The organism is Streptococcus sp. CF10-1, assembly GCF_024295825.1.
Lineage (GTDB): Bacteria > Bacillota > Bacilli > Lactobacillales > Streptococcaceae > Streptococcus.
Genome location: NZ_JANCPQ010000002.1, coordinates 264,912 through 279,903 on the forward strand (window position 1 = coordinate 264,912; position 14,992 = coordinate 279,903).

The 14,992-nt window shown below is 42.5% G+C and carries 18 protein-coding genes; 17 read left to right on the plus strand and 1 reads right to left on the minus strand.

The window, feature by feature from the left end:
• Positions 1–169 precede the first annotated feature (169 nt).
• The 9 genes from NMM25_RS03730 (at position 170) to deoD (ending at position 8,264) form a co-directional block, all read left to right on the plus strand.
• The gene (locus NMM25_RS03730; protein ID WP_254736000.1) at positions 170–1,225 is read left to right on the plus strand and encodes an ABC transporter permease; all 1,056 of its coding nucleotides are present in this window, start codon (positions 170–172) and stop codon (positions 1,223–1,225) included.
• 13 nt (positions 1,226–1,238) lie between these two features.
• Entirely contained in the window at positions 1,239–1,919 is a 681-nt protein-coding gene (locus NMM25_RS03735) for an ABC transporter ATP-binding protein (protein ID WP_254736001.1), read from the plus strand.
• Positions 1,920–2,044: 125 nt separating this feature from the next.
• The gene (locus NMM25_RS03740) at positions 2,045–2,974 is read left to right on the plus strand and encodes a peptidase U32 family protein (RefSeq protein WP_049477523.1); all 930 of its coding nucleotides are present in this window, start codon (positions 2,045–2,047) and stop codon (positions 2,972–2,974) included.
• A gap of 105 nt (positions 2,975–3,079) precedes the next feature.
• Positions 3,080–3,763 carry a ribose-5-phosphate isomerase RpiA gene (rpiA, locus tag NMM25_RS03745; protein ID WP_049477522.1) on the plus strand — a complete coding sequence of 228 codons (684 nt, stop codon included), beginning with the start codon at positions 3,080–3,082 and terminating at the stop codon, positions 3,761–3,763.
• Between the two features lie 23 nt (positions 3,764–3,786).
• On the plus strand, positions 3,787–4,998 hold the full coding sequence (locus NMM25_RS03750) for a phosphopentomutase (protein ID WP_254736002.1): 1,212 nt from the start codon (positions 3,787–3,789) through the stop codon (positions 4,996–4,998).
• Between the two features lies 1 nt (position 4,999).
• On the plus strand, positions 5,000–5,560 hold the full coding sequence (locus tag NMM25_RS03755; protein ID WP_254736003.1) for a DUF1697 domain-containing protein: 561 nt from the start codon (positions 5,000–5,002) through the stop codon (positions 5,558–5,560).
• A complete protein-coding gene (locus NMM25_RS03760) occupies positions 5,557–6,366 on the plus strand; it encodes a purine-nucleoside phosphorylase (RefSeq protein WP_060628514.1) in 810 nt (269 codons plus the stop codon). The genes NMM25_RS03755 and NMM25_RS03760 overlap by 4 nt, the downstream gene beginning before the upstream one ends.
• A 4-nt stretch (positions 6,367–6,370) precedes the next feature.
• The gene (locus NMM25_RS03765) at positions 6,371–7,081 is read left to right on the plus strand and encodes a type 1 glutamine amidotransferase (RefSeq protein WP_247940794.1); all 711 of its coding nucleotides are present in this window, start codon (positions 6,371–6,373) and stop codon (positions 7,079–7,081) included.
• Between the two features lie 472 nt (positions 7,082–7,553).
• Positions 7,554–8,264 (plus strand): purine-nucleoside phosphorylase, encoded by a 711-nt coding sequence (deoD, locus tag NMM25_RS03770; RefSeq protein WP_000022105.1) that lies wholly within the window; start codon positions 7,554–7,556, stop codon positions 8,262–8,264.
• Between the two features lie 32 nt (positions 8,265–8,296).
• Here deoD and pavA read toward each other — a convergent pair whose 3' ends face one another.
• Positions 8,297–9,952: an Rqc2 family fibronectin-binding protein PavA gene (gene pavA, locus NMM25_RS03775; protein WP_254736004.1), complete on the minus strand. Its 1,656-nt coding sequence runs from the start codon at positions 9,950–9,952 to the stop codon at positions 8,297–8,299.
• 104 nt (positions 9,953–10,056) lie between these two features.
• Between pavA and ybeY the strand changes: the two genes are divergently transcribed.
• The 8 genes from ybeY to secG are packed head-to-tail and all read left to right on the plus strand — an operon-like array spanning position 10,057 to position 14,932.
• A complete protein-coding gene (gene ybeY / locus NMM25_RS03780; RefSeq protein WP_000275169.1) occupies positions 10,057–10,554 on the plus strand; it encodes an rRNA maturation RNase YbeY in 498 nt (165 codons plus the stop codon).
• Entirely contained in the window at positions 10,535–10,930 is a 396-nt protein-coding gene (locus NMM25_RS03785; RefSeq protein ID WP_254736005.1) for a diacylglycerol kinase family protein, read from the plus strand. The genes ybeY and NMM25_RS03785 overlap by 20 nt, the downstream gene beginning before the upstream one ends.
• 16 nt (positions 10,931–10,946) lie before the next feature.
• On the plus strand, positions 10,947–11,846 hold the full coding sequence (gene era, locus NMM25_RS03790) for a GTPase Era (protein WP_000143280.1): 900 nt from the start codon (positions 10,947–10,949) through the stop codon (positions 11,844–11,846).
• Between the two features lie 48 nt (positions 11,847–11,894).
• Positions 11,895–12,719 carry a DNA-formamidopyrimidine glycosylase gene (gene mutM, locus NMM25_RS03795; RefSeq protein ID WP_254736006.1) on the plus strand — a complete coding sequence of 275 codons (825 nt, stop codon included), beginning with the start codon at positions 11,895–11,897 and terminating at the stop codon, positions 12,717–12,719.
• Positions 12,719–13,324, plus strand: coding sequence for a dephospho-CoA kinase (gene coaE, locus NMM25_RS03800; RefSeq protein WP_254736007.1), 606 nt, complete (start codon positions 12,719–12,721; stop codon positions 13,322–13,324). Before mutM ends, coaE begins: the two co-directional genes overlap by 1 nt.
• On the plus strand, positions 13,311–14,510 hold the full coding sequence (locus NMM25_RS03805; RefSeq protein WP_254736008.1) for a multidrug efflux MFS transporter: 1,200 nt from the start codon (positions 13,311–13,313) through the stop codon (positions 14,508–14,510). Before coaE ends, NMM25_RS03805 begins: the two co-directional genes overlap by 14 nt.
• Positions 14,510–14,659, plus strand: coding sequence for a 50S ribosomal protein L33 (rpmG, locus tag NMM25_RS03810; protein WP_007519517.1), 150 nt, complete (start codon positions 14,510–14,512; stop codon positions 14,657–14,659). The genes NMM25_RS03805 and rpmG overlap by 1 nt, the downstream gene beginning before the upstream one ends.
• A gap of 39 nt (positions 14,660–14,698) precedes the next feature.
• Entirely contained in the window at positions 14,699–14,932 is a 234-nt protein-coding gene (gene secG / locus NMM25_RS03815; RefSeq protein WP_000282517.1) for a preprotein translocase subunit SecG, read from the plus strand.
• Positions 14,933–14,992 lie beyond the last annotated feature (60 nt).

Sequence of the window (14,992 nt, forward strand, 5' to 3'; positions counted from 1 at the left end):
AAATTGATAGTAAGCTGAGGCTTTTCCTAAGATGATTTGTTGAGTTGCTACCTGGATACTTTTGAAGAGTATTGGTAGGAGTTGTTTTGAATGGATGATAAGACAGCGATTCTGTCTATTGGTCTGGGTGGTTTTTTGCTACCTCTGGGAAATGTTAAAGGAGATAAGCATGTATCTTGCTATCAAAGAAATAGTACGAAACAAACTTCGATATAGTTTGATTCTAACTACCATTTTTCTTATCGCTTTTATGGTCTTTTTTATGACCAGTCTAGCTCTTGGTCTTGTGCGAAACAACCGGGCCGCTATTGATAATTGGCAAGCAACGGGTGTCGTTTTATCCGACTACGCAAATGATAATTTGACAGCATCCTTTATTCCTGAAAAGGACTACAAGGATAAGAGTTCGGAAGAGGCCGCTCCATTGGGCTATATGTTTGCTGTGACCAATATAGTCAATGGTAGTGAAAAGGTCAATGTTTCCATTTTTGCTCAAGACTGGGACGCTTTTATCTCACCTAGTTTGACGGAGGGTCGTTATCCTGAAGGAGATGATGAGGTTGTCATGGATCAGTCTTTTGAGAACTATGGGATGAAGCTAGGCGATGCCATTCAGCTCAATGGAAGCGATTCAAGTTACAAGATCGTAGGCTTGACTCAAGGAAATAAGTTTTTCACCGAGCCTGTTGTCTTTACGAGTCTGACAACTTATTGGACCTTACAAGGAACCTTGAAAGCCAATCGTTCCATCTCTGCCTTAGTATTGAAAAATGATATAGAAGTGGCTGGCGATGGACTGAAACAGATTTCCATTCCAAAAATGATATCGAAAATTCCTGGATACACACCTCAGGTTAATGTATTTTCAGGGATGATTCTTGCTATGATTGTTATCACAGGCTTGATTGTGGGGATTTTTGTTTATATCATTACCATCCAAAAACTAGGACTATATGGAATAATGCGAGCTCAAGGGATACAGATCAAAACCATTGTATGGTCTCTATTCTGTCAAATCTTCCTCCTAGCTGGTATGGGGATTGCTTTAGCCTTGCTGGCAATCGGAGGAGTGATTTTAGTCTTACCAGCTACCTTCTTTTTCTATCCGAGTTGGATAGCCTACTCTGTCCTAAGCTTGGTAATTTCCTTGATGGCCCTTCTAGGTGGTGTCATTTCACTTCCACGCTTGTTAAAGGTGGACCCGATTACTGCGATTGCAGAATGATAAGGAGAATAGTATGACAGCATTGATTGAAATGAATCAAGTGACAAAAACCTACGGGGAAGGAAAGATGAGAGTCGTAGCCCTGCATGAGACGAATTTTCAGCTAAATGCGGGAGAGTTCGTAGCTATTGTTGGGCCTTCAGGTTCTGGAAAGACAACCTTTCTAACGACTCTAGGACAACTTCAGGAAGCATCGAGTGGAAAGATTCTAGTCAAAGGGAAGGAAACAGGCAGTTTGACGGAGAAGGAAAAAACAGACCTCCGTTTTAGAGAGTTTGGTTTCATTCTCCAGGCTTCAAACTTAATTCCTTTTCTAACGGTCAAGGAACAGCTGGATTTGATAGACAGACTAGATAAGGGGAAAAATAGTAAAAGTGACCGAAAAGAGCTCTTTGACTTGTTGGATTTGGAAAAAGTACAAGATCAGTATCCCAAGGCTCTATCAGGTGGCGAACGTCAACGTGCCGCGATTGCTAGGGCGCTCTATAACAATCCAAGCATTGTGCTTGCAGATGAGCCGACAGCCAGTCTTGACACTGAGCGTGCCTACCAAGTAACGGAGATGCTGGCTGCCATTGCCCATGAACAAGGTAGAGGAGTTGTTATGATTACGCATGATACTCGCCTTCTTGATAAGGTTGATCGTATTTATGTCATGAACGATGGCCACCTAGTTGAAGAAACACATGCATAAAATAGAGTGAATAGTACAAGTTACTGTTCACTTTTTTGATTGGGAAAGATAGAAATAAGTTTAACTTTTTGTGAAACTCTCAGTACCCATAGCTGATTTTTGAGAATTGTGGTATAATTTTTCTTATGGAAAAGATTATCATTACAGCAACTGCTGAAAGTATTGAACAAGTTGAACAACTACTCGAAGCTGGCGTAGACCGTATCTATGTCGGTGAGAAAGATTTTGGCCTTCGTCTGCCAACAACCTTTAGTTATGACCAATTGCGTGAGATTGCTAAGTTGGTTCATGAAGCAGGCAAGGAATTGATTGTCGCGGTTAATGCCCTCATGCACCAAGATATGATGGACCGTATCAAGCCTTTCCTAGACTTCTTGGAAGAAATCAAGACAGACTATATTACTGTTGGGGATGCAGGTGTCTTTTACGTTGTCAATCGCGATGGTTATTCATTTAAGACCATCTACGATGCTTCAACCATGGTGACAAGTAGTCGTCAGATTAACTTCTGGGGTCAAAAGGCTGGCGCATCTGAGGCGGTTTTGGCGCGTGAAATTCCATCTGCTGAACTCTTCAAGATGCCAGAGATTTTGGAAATTCCTGCTGAAGTATTGGTTTATGGAGCTAGTGTCATTCACCATTCTAAGCGTCCGCTCTTGCAAAACTACTATAACTTCACGCACATCGTTGATGAAAAGACACGTAAACGTGACCTCTTCTTGGCTGAACCAAGTGATCCAGAGAGCCATTACTCTATCTTTGAAGACAATCATGGTACCCACATCTTTGCCAACAATGACCTTGATTTGATGACCAAATTAACAGAATTGGTGGAGCATGGTTTTACTCACTGGAAACTCGAAGGGCTCTACACACCTGGTCAGAATTTTGTAGAAATTGCTAAACTCTTTATTCAAGCGCGTGGCTTGATACAAGAGGGGAATTTCAGCCATGACCAAGCTTTCTTGTTAGATGAGGAAGTGCGCAAGTTACACCCTAAAAACCGTTTCCTCGACACAGGATTCTATGATTACGATCCTGATATGGTTAAATAGGACACCAAAACCCGAAATAAAAATGTTCGGGTTTTTCCAGTGTATCCATGAAATAAAAACGGATACATGTTATAATAAAAATAGCTCTTTAATGGAGGTATTTAAGTGGAGAATCTGAAAAAGATGGCAGGTATCAAGGCTGCTGAGTTTGTCAAGGATGGTATGGTTGTTGGACTCGGTACTGGATCAACTGCCTACTATTTCGTAGAAGAAATCGGTCGTCGGATCAAGGAAGAAGGTTTGCAGATTACTGCTGTGACAACTTCCAGTGTGACCAGTAAACAGGCTGAAGGACTAAACATCCCACTCAAGTCGATTGATCAAGTGGATTTTGTCGATGTGACAGTTGACGGGGCGGATGAAGTAGATAGCCAGTTTAACGGAATCAAAGGCGGTGGTGGTGCCCTTCTGATGGAGAAGGTTGTCGCAACGCCCTCAAAAGAATACATTTGGGTGGTCGATGAAAGCAAACTGGTAGAGAAACTAGGTGCTTTTAAATTGCCTGTAGAAGTGGTTCAGTATGGTGCAGAACAGGTCTTTCGTCGGTTTAAGCGAGCTGGCTTCAAACCAAGTTTCCGTGAAAAAGACGGTCAACGTTTTGTGACCGATATGCAGAACTTTATCATTGACCTAGCCTTGGATGTCATTGAAGATCCAATTGCCTTTGGGCAAGAATTGGACCATGTCGTTGGTGTTGTAGAGCATGGCTTGTTCAACCAAATGGTGGATAAGGTCATCGTAGCGGGACGAGATGGTGTTCAGATTTTAACTTCAAAAAAAGCAAACTAATCAAAAAAATAAGGAGACAGACTATGTCAAAATTTAATCGTATTCACTTGGTGGTACTGGATTCTGTGGGAATCGGTGCTGCACCAGATGCTAATAACTTTGTCAATGCAGGGGTTCCAGACGGAGCTTCTGACACACTTGGACACATTTCAAAAACAGTTGGTTTGAATGTGCCAAACATGGCTAAAATCGGTCTAGGAAATATTCCTCGCGAAGCGCCTCTTAAGACTGTACCAGCTGAAAGTAATCCAACAGGTTATGCAACAAAATTGGAAGAAGTTTCTCTTGGTAAGGATACCATGACTGGTCACTGGGAAATCATGGGACTCAATATTACTGAGCCTTTCGATACTTTCTGGAACGGATTTCCAGAAGAAATCTTGACAAAGATTGAAGAATTTTCAGGACGTAAGGTCATTCGTGAAGCCAACAAACCTTACTCAGGTACGGCTGTTATCGATGATTTCGGACCACGTCAAATGGAAACTGGGGAGTTGATTATCTATACTTCAGCTGACCCTGTTTTGCAAATTGCTGCCCACGAAGACATCATTCCTTTGGATGAATTGTACCGTATCTGTGAATACGCTCGTTCAATTACCCTTGAGCGTCCTGCCCTTCTAGGTCGTATCATTGCCCGTCCATATGTTGGTGAACCAGGTAACTTCACTCGTACTGCAAACCGTCGTGACTTGGCTGTATCTCCATTTGCACCGACTATTTTAGATAAATTGAACAAAGCAGGTATCGATACTTACGCTGTTGGTAAAATCAACGATATCTTTAATGGCGCTGGTATCAATCATGACATGGGCCACAACAAGTCAAATAGTCATGGAATTGATACACTCTTGAAGACTATGGGCCTTGCTGAGTTTGAAAAAGGATTCTCCTTCACAAATTTGGTTGACTTCGATGCCCTATATGGCCACCGTCGTGACCCGCACGGTTACCGTGATTGCTTGCATGAGTTTGATGAACGCTTGCCTGAAATTATCGCTGCCATGAGAGAGAATGACCTTCTCTTAATTACTGCGGACCACGGTAATGACCCGACCTATGCAGGAACAGACCACACTCGTGAATACATTCCACTTTTGGCTTACAGTCCTGCCTTTAAAGGAAATGGTTTGATTCCAGTTGGACATTTTGCAGATATCTCAGCAACAGTTGCGGATAACTTTGGTGTTGAAACTGCCATGATTGGGGAAAGTTTCTTAGATAAATTGGTATAAGATGACGCGATATGCTTTACTTGTTCGGGGCATTAATGTCGGAGGGAAAAATAAGGTTGTCATGGCGCAACTTCGTCAAGAACTGACAGAATTGGGACTTGAAAAGGTTGAAACCTACATCAATAGTGGCAACATTTTCTTTACTTCGACAGTTCCCAAAGCCCAATTGGTTGAAAAGTTAGAGGCTTTCTTTGAAGTCCATTATCCATTTATTCAGAGCTTTTCTTTGCTGAGTCATGAAGACTATGAAGCAGAGCTGGAAACTCTGCCTGAATGGTGGACCAAAGACCTGGCTCGAAAAGATGTCCTCTTTTATACAGAAGGCTTGGATGTGGATCAAGTCATTGAGAAAGTTGAAAGTTTGGAACTGAAAGATGAAGTGGTTCGTTTTGGAAGACTTGGGATTTTCTGGGGGAAATTCTCTGAAGAATCCTACTATGCAACTGCCTATCACAAGTACTTGCTCAAGATGCCTTTCTATCGCAACATCACCATTCGCAATGCAAAAACCTTTGACAAAATCGGTCAAATGTTAAAAAATAATAAAGGAGACACACAATGACATTTTTAGATAAAATCAAGGAAACGGCTGCTTTCCTGAAAGACAAGGGAATCCAAGCGCCTGAGTTCGGTCTAATCCTTGGATCAGGACTTGGAGAATTGGCAGAAGAAATCGAAAATCCAGTTGTAGTAGACTATGCAGACATTCCAAACTGGGGCCGCTCTACAGTAGTTGGGCACGCTGGTAAATTGGTATATGGTGAACTTGCAGGACGCAAGGTCTTGGCTCTTCAAGGTCGTTTCCATTTCTACGAGGGAAATCCTCTTGAAGTCGTAACTTTCCCAGTACGTGTGATGAAAGTTCTCGGATGTGAAGGTGTCATTGTAACAAATGCAGCTGGAGGTATTGGATTTGGTCCTGGTACCTTGATGGCTATCTCAGACCATATCAATATGACGGGGCAAAACCCATTGATGGGTGAAAACTTGGATGATTTTGGTCCACGTTTCCCTGATATGTCTAAAGCCTACACACCAGAATACCGTGCTACTGCCCATGAAGTGGCTAAAAAACTCGGTATCAAGCTTGATGAAGGTGTTTATATCGGTGTAACCGGTCCGACTTATGAAACTCCAGCAGAAATCCGTGCCTATAAGACATTGGGAGCAGATGCAGTTGGTATGTCCACTGTTCCTGAAGTGATTGTAGCCGCTCACTCAGGCTTGAAAGTTCTCGGTATTTCATGTATTACTAACCATGCTGCAGGATTCCAAGAAGAACTCAACCACGAAGAAGTTGTAGAAGTGACTGAACGTGTCAAAGGCGACTTCAAAGGCTTGCTTAAAGCGATTCTTGCTGAATTGTAATGTCATGAGAGTTCACTTTATTTTACATGAGACATTTGAGGTTCCAGGCGCATATCTAAAATGGGCTATAGAACGAGGTCATCAAATTACATCAACAAAGGTTTATGAAAAAGAACCTCTTCCTGAAACAATTGACGGGATTGATTTTCTGATTGTCATGGGTGGTCCTCAATCACCTGATGAGGATAGAGAAAACTTCCCATACTATGATCCAAAGGCTGAGCTTGCTTTTATGAAAGAAGCGATTGCTACAGATATTTATATTGTTGGTGTCTGTCTTGGTGCGCAACTCCTATCTGTTGCCTACGGTGCGAAGTATGAACATAGTCCAGAGCGCGAAATCGGCGTTTATCCTGTGACATTGACGATGCAAGGTCTAACAGATCCTCATGTCAGCTTGTTCGGAGAAACCATAGAAACCGGCCACTGGCACGGTGATATGCCAGGGCTGACAGATGAAGCTGTCGTCTTGGCGACCAGTCAAGGTTGTCCACGCCAAATTATTCGCTTCAGTCCGAAACATTATGCCTTTCAGGCTCATTTGGAATTTGATCCAGACGCAGTAGAATTATTGATTGCTGCGGATGGTGAGGAGAAATTAAGAGAGCAAAGTGAAAAGTTGCCTTTTGTTCAAACACCAGAAGAATTACGTGGAAACGATTATTCTGAAATGAATGCAAAACTGTATGCATTTTTAGATTCATTGATAAACTAGGAACTACAGAAAGGCAGAGTATCTGAGTTATAGTCAAACTCGGGCTAATTGTTCTGTGAAATATTTAATTTTAAAATCAAGAAAGAAAGGATGGGTAAACCGTATTTGTTGAACTGAATACGGGCGGAGAACTGTGTAAAAAAGATAAACTGTCTAGCATCTGTGATGCGTCGTCAGTTTCCTATTTTTACTTTGTTTTCTGTCGCTATCCTAAATATAAAAAAAGAAAGGTAGAGTGGAGTGTTCTAATTTGAACACGAGCGGAAACTTTTCTAAAAACATTGAAAGGTAGGGTAGTTTGGTTTTGAATTGAACCCGAGCTATTCTCCTATTTATCATCAAAATCAAGAAAGAAAGGAATTGAACCAACCCTAAAAGCAGTGGGAAAAAGATAGTTGGTCTAGCGAGCATCGCTCACTGCGCCCAACTCCTATTTTCCCTTCGCTTTTTGACGGGTTTGGTATCTTATATTATGTCTATCCATATTGCTGCTCAGCAAGGTGAAATTGCTGATAAAATTCTTCTTCCGGGGGATCCTCTTCGTGCGAAATTTATTGCGGAGACCTTCCTTGAAGATGCTGTTTGTTTTAACGAAGTGCGGAACATGTTTGGTTACACTGGTACTTACAAGGGCCACCGTGTATCTGTCATGGGAACTGGGATGGGGATGCCATCCATTTCGATTTATGCGCGTGAGTTGATTGTGGACTACGGTGTAAAGAAATTGATCCGCGTGGGAACTGCTGGTTCTTTGAATGAAGATGTCCACGTCCGTGAATTGGTTTTGGCGCAAGCAGCTGCAACCAACTCAAACATCATCCGCAATGACTGGCCACAGTATGATTTCCCACAAATCGCTAGCTTTGATTTGCTAGACAAGGCCTACCATATCTCCAAAGAACTTGGTATGACAACCCACGTTGGGAACGTCTTGTCATCAGATGTCTTTTACTCAAACTACTTTGAAAAGAACATCGAGCTTGGTAAATGGGGAGTCAAGGCTGTGGAAATGGAAGCAGCAGCTCTTTACTATCTTGCTGCCCAACACCACGTTGATGCACTTGCTATCATGACCATTTCTGATAGCTTGGTCAATCCAGATGAAGACACTACGGCAGAAGAACGCCAAAATACCTTCACCGATATGATGAAGGTTGGTTTGGAAACCTTGATTGCAGAGTAAATTGTAAACGAAAATCCTGATTTCACTTGAAATCAGGATTTTTTCATAGATGCGATTTTTTCTGGGTCTGGTGTAACGCGGAGGGTCTTTTGTCCTGTGTAGGTTACAAAACCAGGTTTACCACCAGTTGGTTTATTGAGTTTCTTGACTTCAATCATATCCACCTGCACGAGATTTGACAGACGACCTTTGGAGAAGTAGGCAGCTAGTTCGGCCGCATCTGTCTTGACTTCATCAGAAGGATTAAGATTTCCTGAGATGACGACATGGCTTCCAGGGATGTCCTTGGCGTGGAACCAAAGTTCTTCCTTGCGAGCCATTTTAAATGTCAACTCTTCATTTTGAAGATTGTTTCGTCCGACATAGATAATGGTTTTGCCATCGCTCGCCAGATACTGTTCTGGTTTTTTGCGTTTCTGAATTTTCTCGCGTTGGCGTCTTCTAATGAAGCCTGTTTGAATCAATTCTTCACGGATTTCAGCGATTTCCTCCAGCCCAGCTTGGTTGAGAACGGTCTCCACACTTTCTAGATAGAGAATGGTTGCCTTGGTTTCTTCAATCAGCTCAGTAAGGTATTTGACAGCTTCTTTGAGTTTCTGGTAACGTTTAAAATAGCGTTGGGCATTCTGACTGGGAGTTAGTGCCTTATCAAGCGCAATGATGATAGGCTGATTAGTGTAGTAGTTGTCCAAAGTAACCTGATCTTGGTCATTAGGCACTTGGTGGAGGAAGGTTGTCAGCAATTCACCCTTTTGGCGAAATTCCTCAGCATTGTCTGTCGCTAGTAACTCTTTTTCTTGTTTTTTTAGCTTATGTCGATTTTTCTGAAGTTCATTTTCAACACGACTAATGAGCTCACTGGCTTGCTGTTTGACACGGTCCCGTTCAGCCTTGTCCTTATAGTAGGTGTCCAGCAAGTCAGAAAGGCTGGCAAAAGGCTCTCCCACCTGATTTACAAAAGGAACTGGGCTGAAGGAAGTCTCTGTTAAGCATGGCTTGGTTTCTTGCCCGAAGAAGTTTCGGAAAGTAGACAGTTTATCACTGACAAGAATGTTTTCCAATTCATTTGCCGTATCACGTCCTAGACCTTGAAAGAGACTTTGAAGATTTTTTGCTGTTAGTTCCTGTGTTTGTAGGATTTCAAAGAGTTTTTCATCCTTGACAGTAAATGGATTGAGAGACTCGGTACTTGGTGGAGCGATATAGGTAGATCCTGGAAGCAAGGTGCGGTAGCTATTTTGTGAAAAGCCGACGTGTTTGATAACTTCGAGGATTTTATGGCTATTTTTATCTACGAGGAGAATATTGCTGTGTTTGCCCATAATCTCGATAATCAGACTAGCCTGAATATGGTCTCCAATCTCGTTTTTATTGGAAACGGTAATTTCCACAATACGGTCATTTTCGACTTGCTCAATCGACTCAATCAGGGCACCCTGCAAATACTTTCTCAAAACCATGATAAAAGTCGAAGGTTGGGCTGGATTTTCAAAAGTTGTTTGGGTCAGCTGGATGCGACCAAAAACGGGATGAGCAGAGAGGAGCAGGCGATGGCTTTGGCGATTGCTGCGGATTTGCAAGACCAACTCTTGTTCAAAAGGTTGATTGATTTTCTGGATGCGACCATTGACTAACTCGCTTCGCAATTCCTCAACCATGTGGTGTAAAAAAAATCCGTCAAATGACATCGTTCTCTCCTTGTGATTGTATTCCATAGTATTATATCAAAAAGGTAGAATAAAATCATGGAAATATGGTATAATAAAGCCAAGTAAAGAGAATCGAGAAGTACATGTATATTGAAATGGTAGATGAAACTGGTCAAGTTTCACAAGAAATCTTGCAACAAACCCAAGAAATTTTGGAATTTGCAGCCCAAAAAATAGGAAAAGAAGACAAGGAGATGGCAGTCACTTTTGTGACCAACGAGCGTAGTCACGAACTCAATCTGGAGTACCGTGACACGGACCGTCCGACAGATGTTATCAGCCTTGAGTATAAACCAGAGTTGGACATTGCCTTTGACGAAGAGGATTTGCTTGAAAATCCTGAATTAGCAGAAATGATGTCCGAGTTTGATGCCTACATTGGGGAACTGTTCATCTCTATCGATAAAGCGCATGAGCAGGCTGAGGAATACGGCCACAGCTTTGAGCGTGAGATGGGCTTCTTGGCAGTACACGGCTTTTTACACATTAACGGCTACGATCACTACACTCCGGAAGAAGAAGCGGAGATGTTCGGTTTACAAGAAGAAATTTTGACAGCCTATGGACTCACAAGACAATAAACGAAAATGGAAAAATCGTGACCTGGTATCCAGTTTAGAATTTGCCCTTACAGGAATTCTGACTGCTTTCAAGGAAGAACGCAATATGCGAAAACATGCAGTGACGGCTCTAGTGGTCATCCTTGCAGGTTTTGTTTTTCAGGTGTCATGCATTGAATGGCTCTTTCTCCTAATGAGCATTTTCTTGGTAGTAGCCTTTGAAATTATTAACTCTGCTATTGAAAATGTGGTGGATCTGGCCAGTCACTATCACTTTTCTATGTTAGCGAAGAAAGCCAAGGACATGGCGGCTGGTGCCGTACTTGTGGTTTCCCTTCTTGCTGCAGTGACAGGTGCACTTATCTTTTTCCCACGCATTTGGGATTTATTATTTTAAACACTAAGAGGAAATTATGACATTTAAATCAGGCTTTGTAGCCATTTTAGGGCGTCCCAATGTTGGGAAGTCAACCTTTTTAAATCACGTCATGGGGCAAAAGATTGCCATTATGAGTGACAAGGCGCAGACAACGCGCAATAAAATCATGGGGATTTACACCACAGATAAGGAGCAAATCGTCTTTATCGACACACCAGGAATTCACAAGCCCAAAACAGCTCTTGGGGATTTCATGGTGGAATCTGCCTACAGTACCCTTCGTGAAGTGGATACTGTTCTATTCATGGTGCCAGCTGATGAGCCACGTGGTAAGGGCGACGACATGATTATCGAGCGTCTGAAAGCTGCCAAGGTTCCTGTGATTCTGGTGGTGAATAAGATTGACAAGGTTCATCCAGACCAGCTTTTGTCTCAGATTGATGACTTCCGCAACCAGATGGACTTTAAGGAAATTGTTCCTATCTCAGCCCTTCAGGGAAATAACGTTTCTCGACTAATCGATATTTTGAGTGAAAATCTAGAGGAAGGTTTCCAGTATTTCCCAGCTGATCAAATCACAGATCATCCTGAACGTTTCTTAGTTTCAGAAATGATTCGTGAGAAGGTTCTCCACTTGACTCGTGAAGAAATCCCGCACTCAGTTGCAGTAGTGGTTGACTCTATGAAACGGGATGAAGAGACAGACAAGGTTCACATCCGAGCTACCATTATGGTTGAGCGCGATAGCCAAAAGGGTATCATCATCGGAAAAGGTGGCGCTATGCTCAAGAAAATTGGGACTATGGCCCGTCGTGATATCGAACTCATGCTAGGGGATAAGGTTTTCCTAGAAACTTGGGTCAAGGTCAAGAAAAATTGGCGTGATAAAAAGCTAGATTTGGCTGACTTTGGCTATAATGAAAAAGAATACTAAGTAGAGGTGGGCTCATGCCTGCTTCTTGTTTTTACAGAAGGAGGATTTATGCCTGAATTACCTGAGGTTGAAACGGTTCGTCGTGGCTTAGAAAAATTGATTATAGGAAAGAAGATTTCGAGTATAGAAATTCGTTATCCCAAGATGATCAAGACAGATGTGGACGAGTTTCGAAAGGAAGTGCCTGGTCAGATTATCGAGACAATGGGACGTCGTGGCAAATATTTGCTTTTTAACCTAACAGATAAGGTCTTGATTTCCCATCTGCGGATGGAGGGAAAGTATTTTTACTATCCTGACCAGGTTCCAGAACGTAAACATGCCCATGTTTTCTTCCAGTTTGAGGATGGCGGCACTCTTGTATATGAGGATGTACGCAAGTTTGGTACCATGGAACTCTTGGCACCCGACCTTTTGGATGCCTACTTTGTATCTAAAAAACTAGGTCCTGAGCCAAGAGAGCAGGACTTTGATTTGCAGGTCTTTCAAGCTGCTCTATCCAAGTCTAAAAAGCCTATCAAATCCCATCTCCTAGATCAGACCTTGGTAGCTGGTCTTGGCAATATCTATGTGGATGAGGTTCTCTGGCGAGCTCAGGTTCATCCAGCAAGACCTTCCCAGACTTTGACAGCAGAAGAAGCGTCAGCCATCCATGACCAGACCATTGCTGTTTTGGGACAGGCAGTCGAAAAGGGCGGTTCCACCATTCGGACCTATACCAATGCCTTTGGGGAAGACGGAACCATGCAGGATTTCCATCAGGTCTATGATAAGACTGGACAAGCATGTTCGCGCTGTGGGACAGTGATTGAGAAATTCCAGCTCGGTGGACGGGGAACTCATTTTTGTCCTCAGTGTCAAAGGAGGGACTGATGGGAAAAATCATCGGAATCACAGGAGGAATTGCCTCAGGTAAGTCAACTGTGACAAATTTCCTAAGAGAGAAAGGATTTCAAGTGGTGGATGCTGACGCAGTCGTCCATGATCTACAAAAACCCGAGGGTCGTCTTTATCAGGTTTTAGTCCAGCATTTTGGACAGGAAATCATCCTTGAAAATGGAGAACTCAATCGCCCTCTCCTGGCTAGTCTCATCTTTTCAAATCCTGAGGAACGGGAATGGTCTAAGCAAACCCAAGGGGAGATTATTCGTGAGGAACTGGCTGCACTGCGAGATCAGTTGGCTCAGACAGAAGCAATTTTTTTCATGGATATTCCCCTGCTTTTTGAACAGGACTACTCCAACTGGTTTGATGAAACATGGCTGGTCTATGTGGACCGAGATGTTCAGGTGGATCGTTTCATGAAACGGGATCATCTTTCTAAGGAAGTAGCAGAGTCCCGTTTGGCCGCCCAGTGGTCTTTAGAAGAAAAGAAAAAATTGGCGAGTCATATATTAGATAATAACGGCAGTCGTGGTCAGCTTGTGAGTCAAGTAGTGAAGTTACTTGGAGGAGGCGATAGCTGTGCAAGAGATTAGTTGGAAAGAGAATCTTCGTGTCGCCTGGTTTGGTAGTTTTTTAACGGGAGCTAGTATTTCCTTGGTCGTTCCTTTCATGCCTATCTTTGTAGAGCAGTTGGGAATTGAAGGGGACCAAGTTGCTTTCTATGCTGGATTAGCCGTCTCAGTTTCGGCTGTTTCAGCAGCTCTAGTTTCTCCCATCTGGGGTATTCTTGCTGACAAATATGGTCGAAAACCCATGATGATTCGAGCAGGTCTTGCTATGACCATTACGATGGGAGGGTTGGCCTTCGTGCCAAATATCTATTGGCTACTCTTTCTTCGCTTGCTCAATGGTGTATTTACTGGTTTTGTCCCTAATGCGACAGCCTTGATTGCCAGTCAGGTACCTAAAGATAAGTCTGGAGCGGCTCTGGGAACACTATCTACAGGTGTTGTTGCAGGAACACTGACGGGTCCCTTTGTTGGAGGCTTTATTGCTGAAATTTTTGGCATTCGCAATGTCTTTTTATTGGTAGGCGCTTTCCTATTTTTAGCTGCAATCCTAACCATTTTCTTTATCAAGGAAGATTTTCAGCCAGTGGCTAAGGAGAAGGCTATCCCGACAAAAGAAGTATTTTCTTCTTTCAAGTATCCTAGGCTTTTAGTGAATCTATTTTTGACGAGCTTCGTCATTCAGTTTTCAGCTCAATCAATTGGCCCCATTCTAGCTCTCTATGTGCGGGACTTAGGGCAGTCCGAAAATCTCCTCTTTGTATCAGGATTGATCGTATCCAGCATGGGATTTTCTAGCATGATGAGTGCTGGAATTCTAGGAAAACTTGGCGATAAGGTAGGGAATCATAGATTGTTGGTCGCGGCGCAGATTTATTCCGTCATCATTTACCTTCTTTGTGCCCATGCAACCAGCCCCCTTCAACTTGGCTTGTATCGTTTTCTCTTTGGTTTGGGAACGGGCGCTCTCATACCGGGAGTTAATGCCCTTCTTAGCAAAATGACTCCAAAATCAGGTATTTCACGGATTTTCGCCTTCAATCAAGTCTTTTTTTACCTTGGTGGAGTGATTGGACCTATGGCGGGATCCGCAGTTGCAGGATATTTGGGCTACCATGCTGTCTTTTATGCGACAGCAGCCTGTGTGGCTTTCAGTTGTTTATGTAACTTAGTGCAATTTAGATCATTATTAAAAGTAAAGGAAATCTAGTGCGAGTAAAAATCAATCTCAAATGCTCCTCTTGTGGCAGCATGAATTATCTAACCAGTAAGAACTCCAAAACCCATCCAGACAAGATTGAGGTGTTAAAATATTGTCCAAAGGAAAGAAAAGTAACTTTACATCTTGAATCTAAGTAGAATTTATGGTAAAATAATAGGGATTTTAAGGAGTTTGATATGTATAACCTATTATTAACCATTTTATTAGTATTATCTGTTGTGATTGTGATTGCGATTTTCATGCAACCAACTAAGAACCAATCCAGCAATGTATTTGATGCCAGCTCAGGTGATTTGTTTGAACGTAGTAAAGCGCGTGGTTTTGAAGCTGTGATGCAACGTTTGACAGGTATTTTAGTCTTTTTCTGGCTAGCCATTGCCTTAGCATTGACAGTATTATCAAGTAGATAAGAAATGGGCGAGACTAGGTCTTAGCCTATTTTTATTTTTATACTCTTCAAAAATCAAATT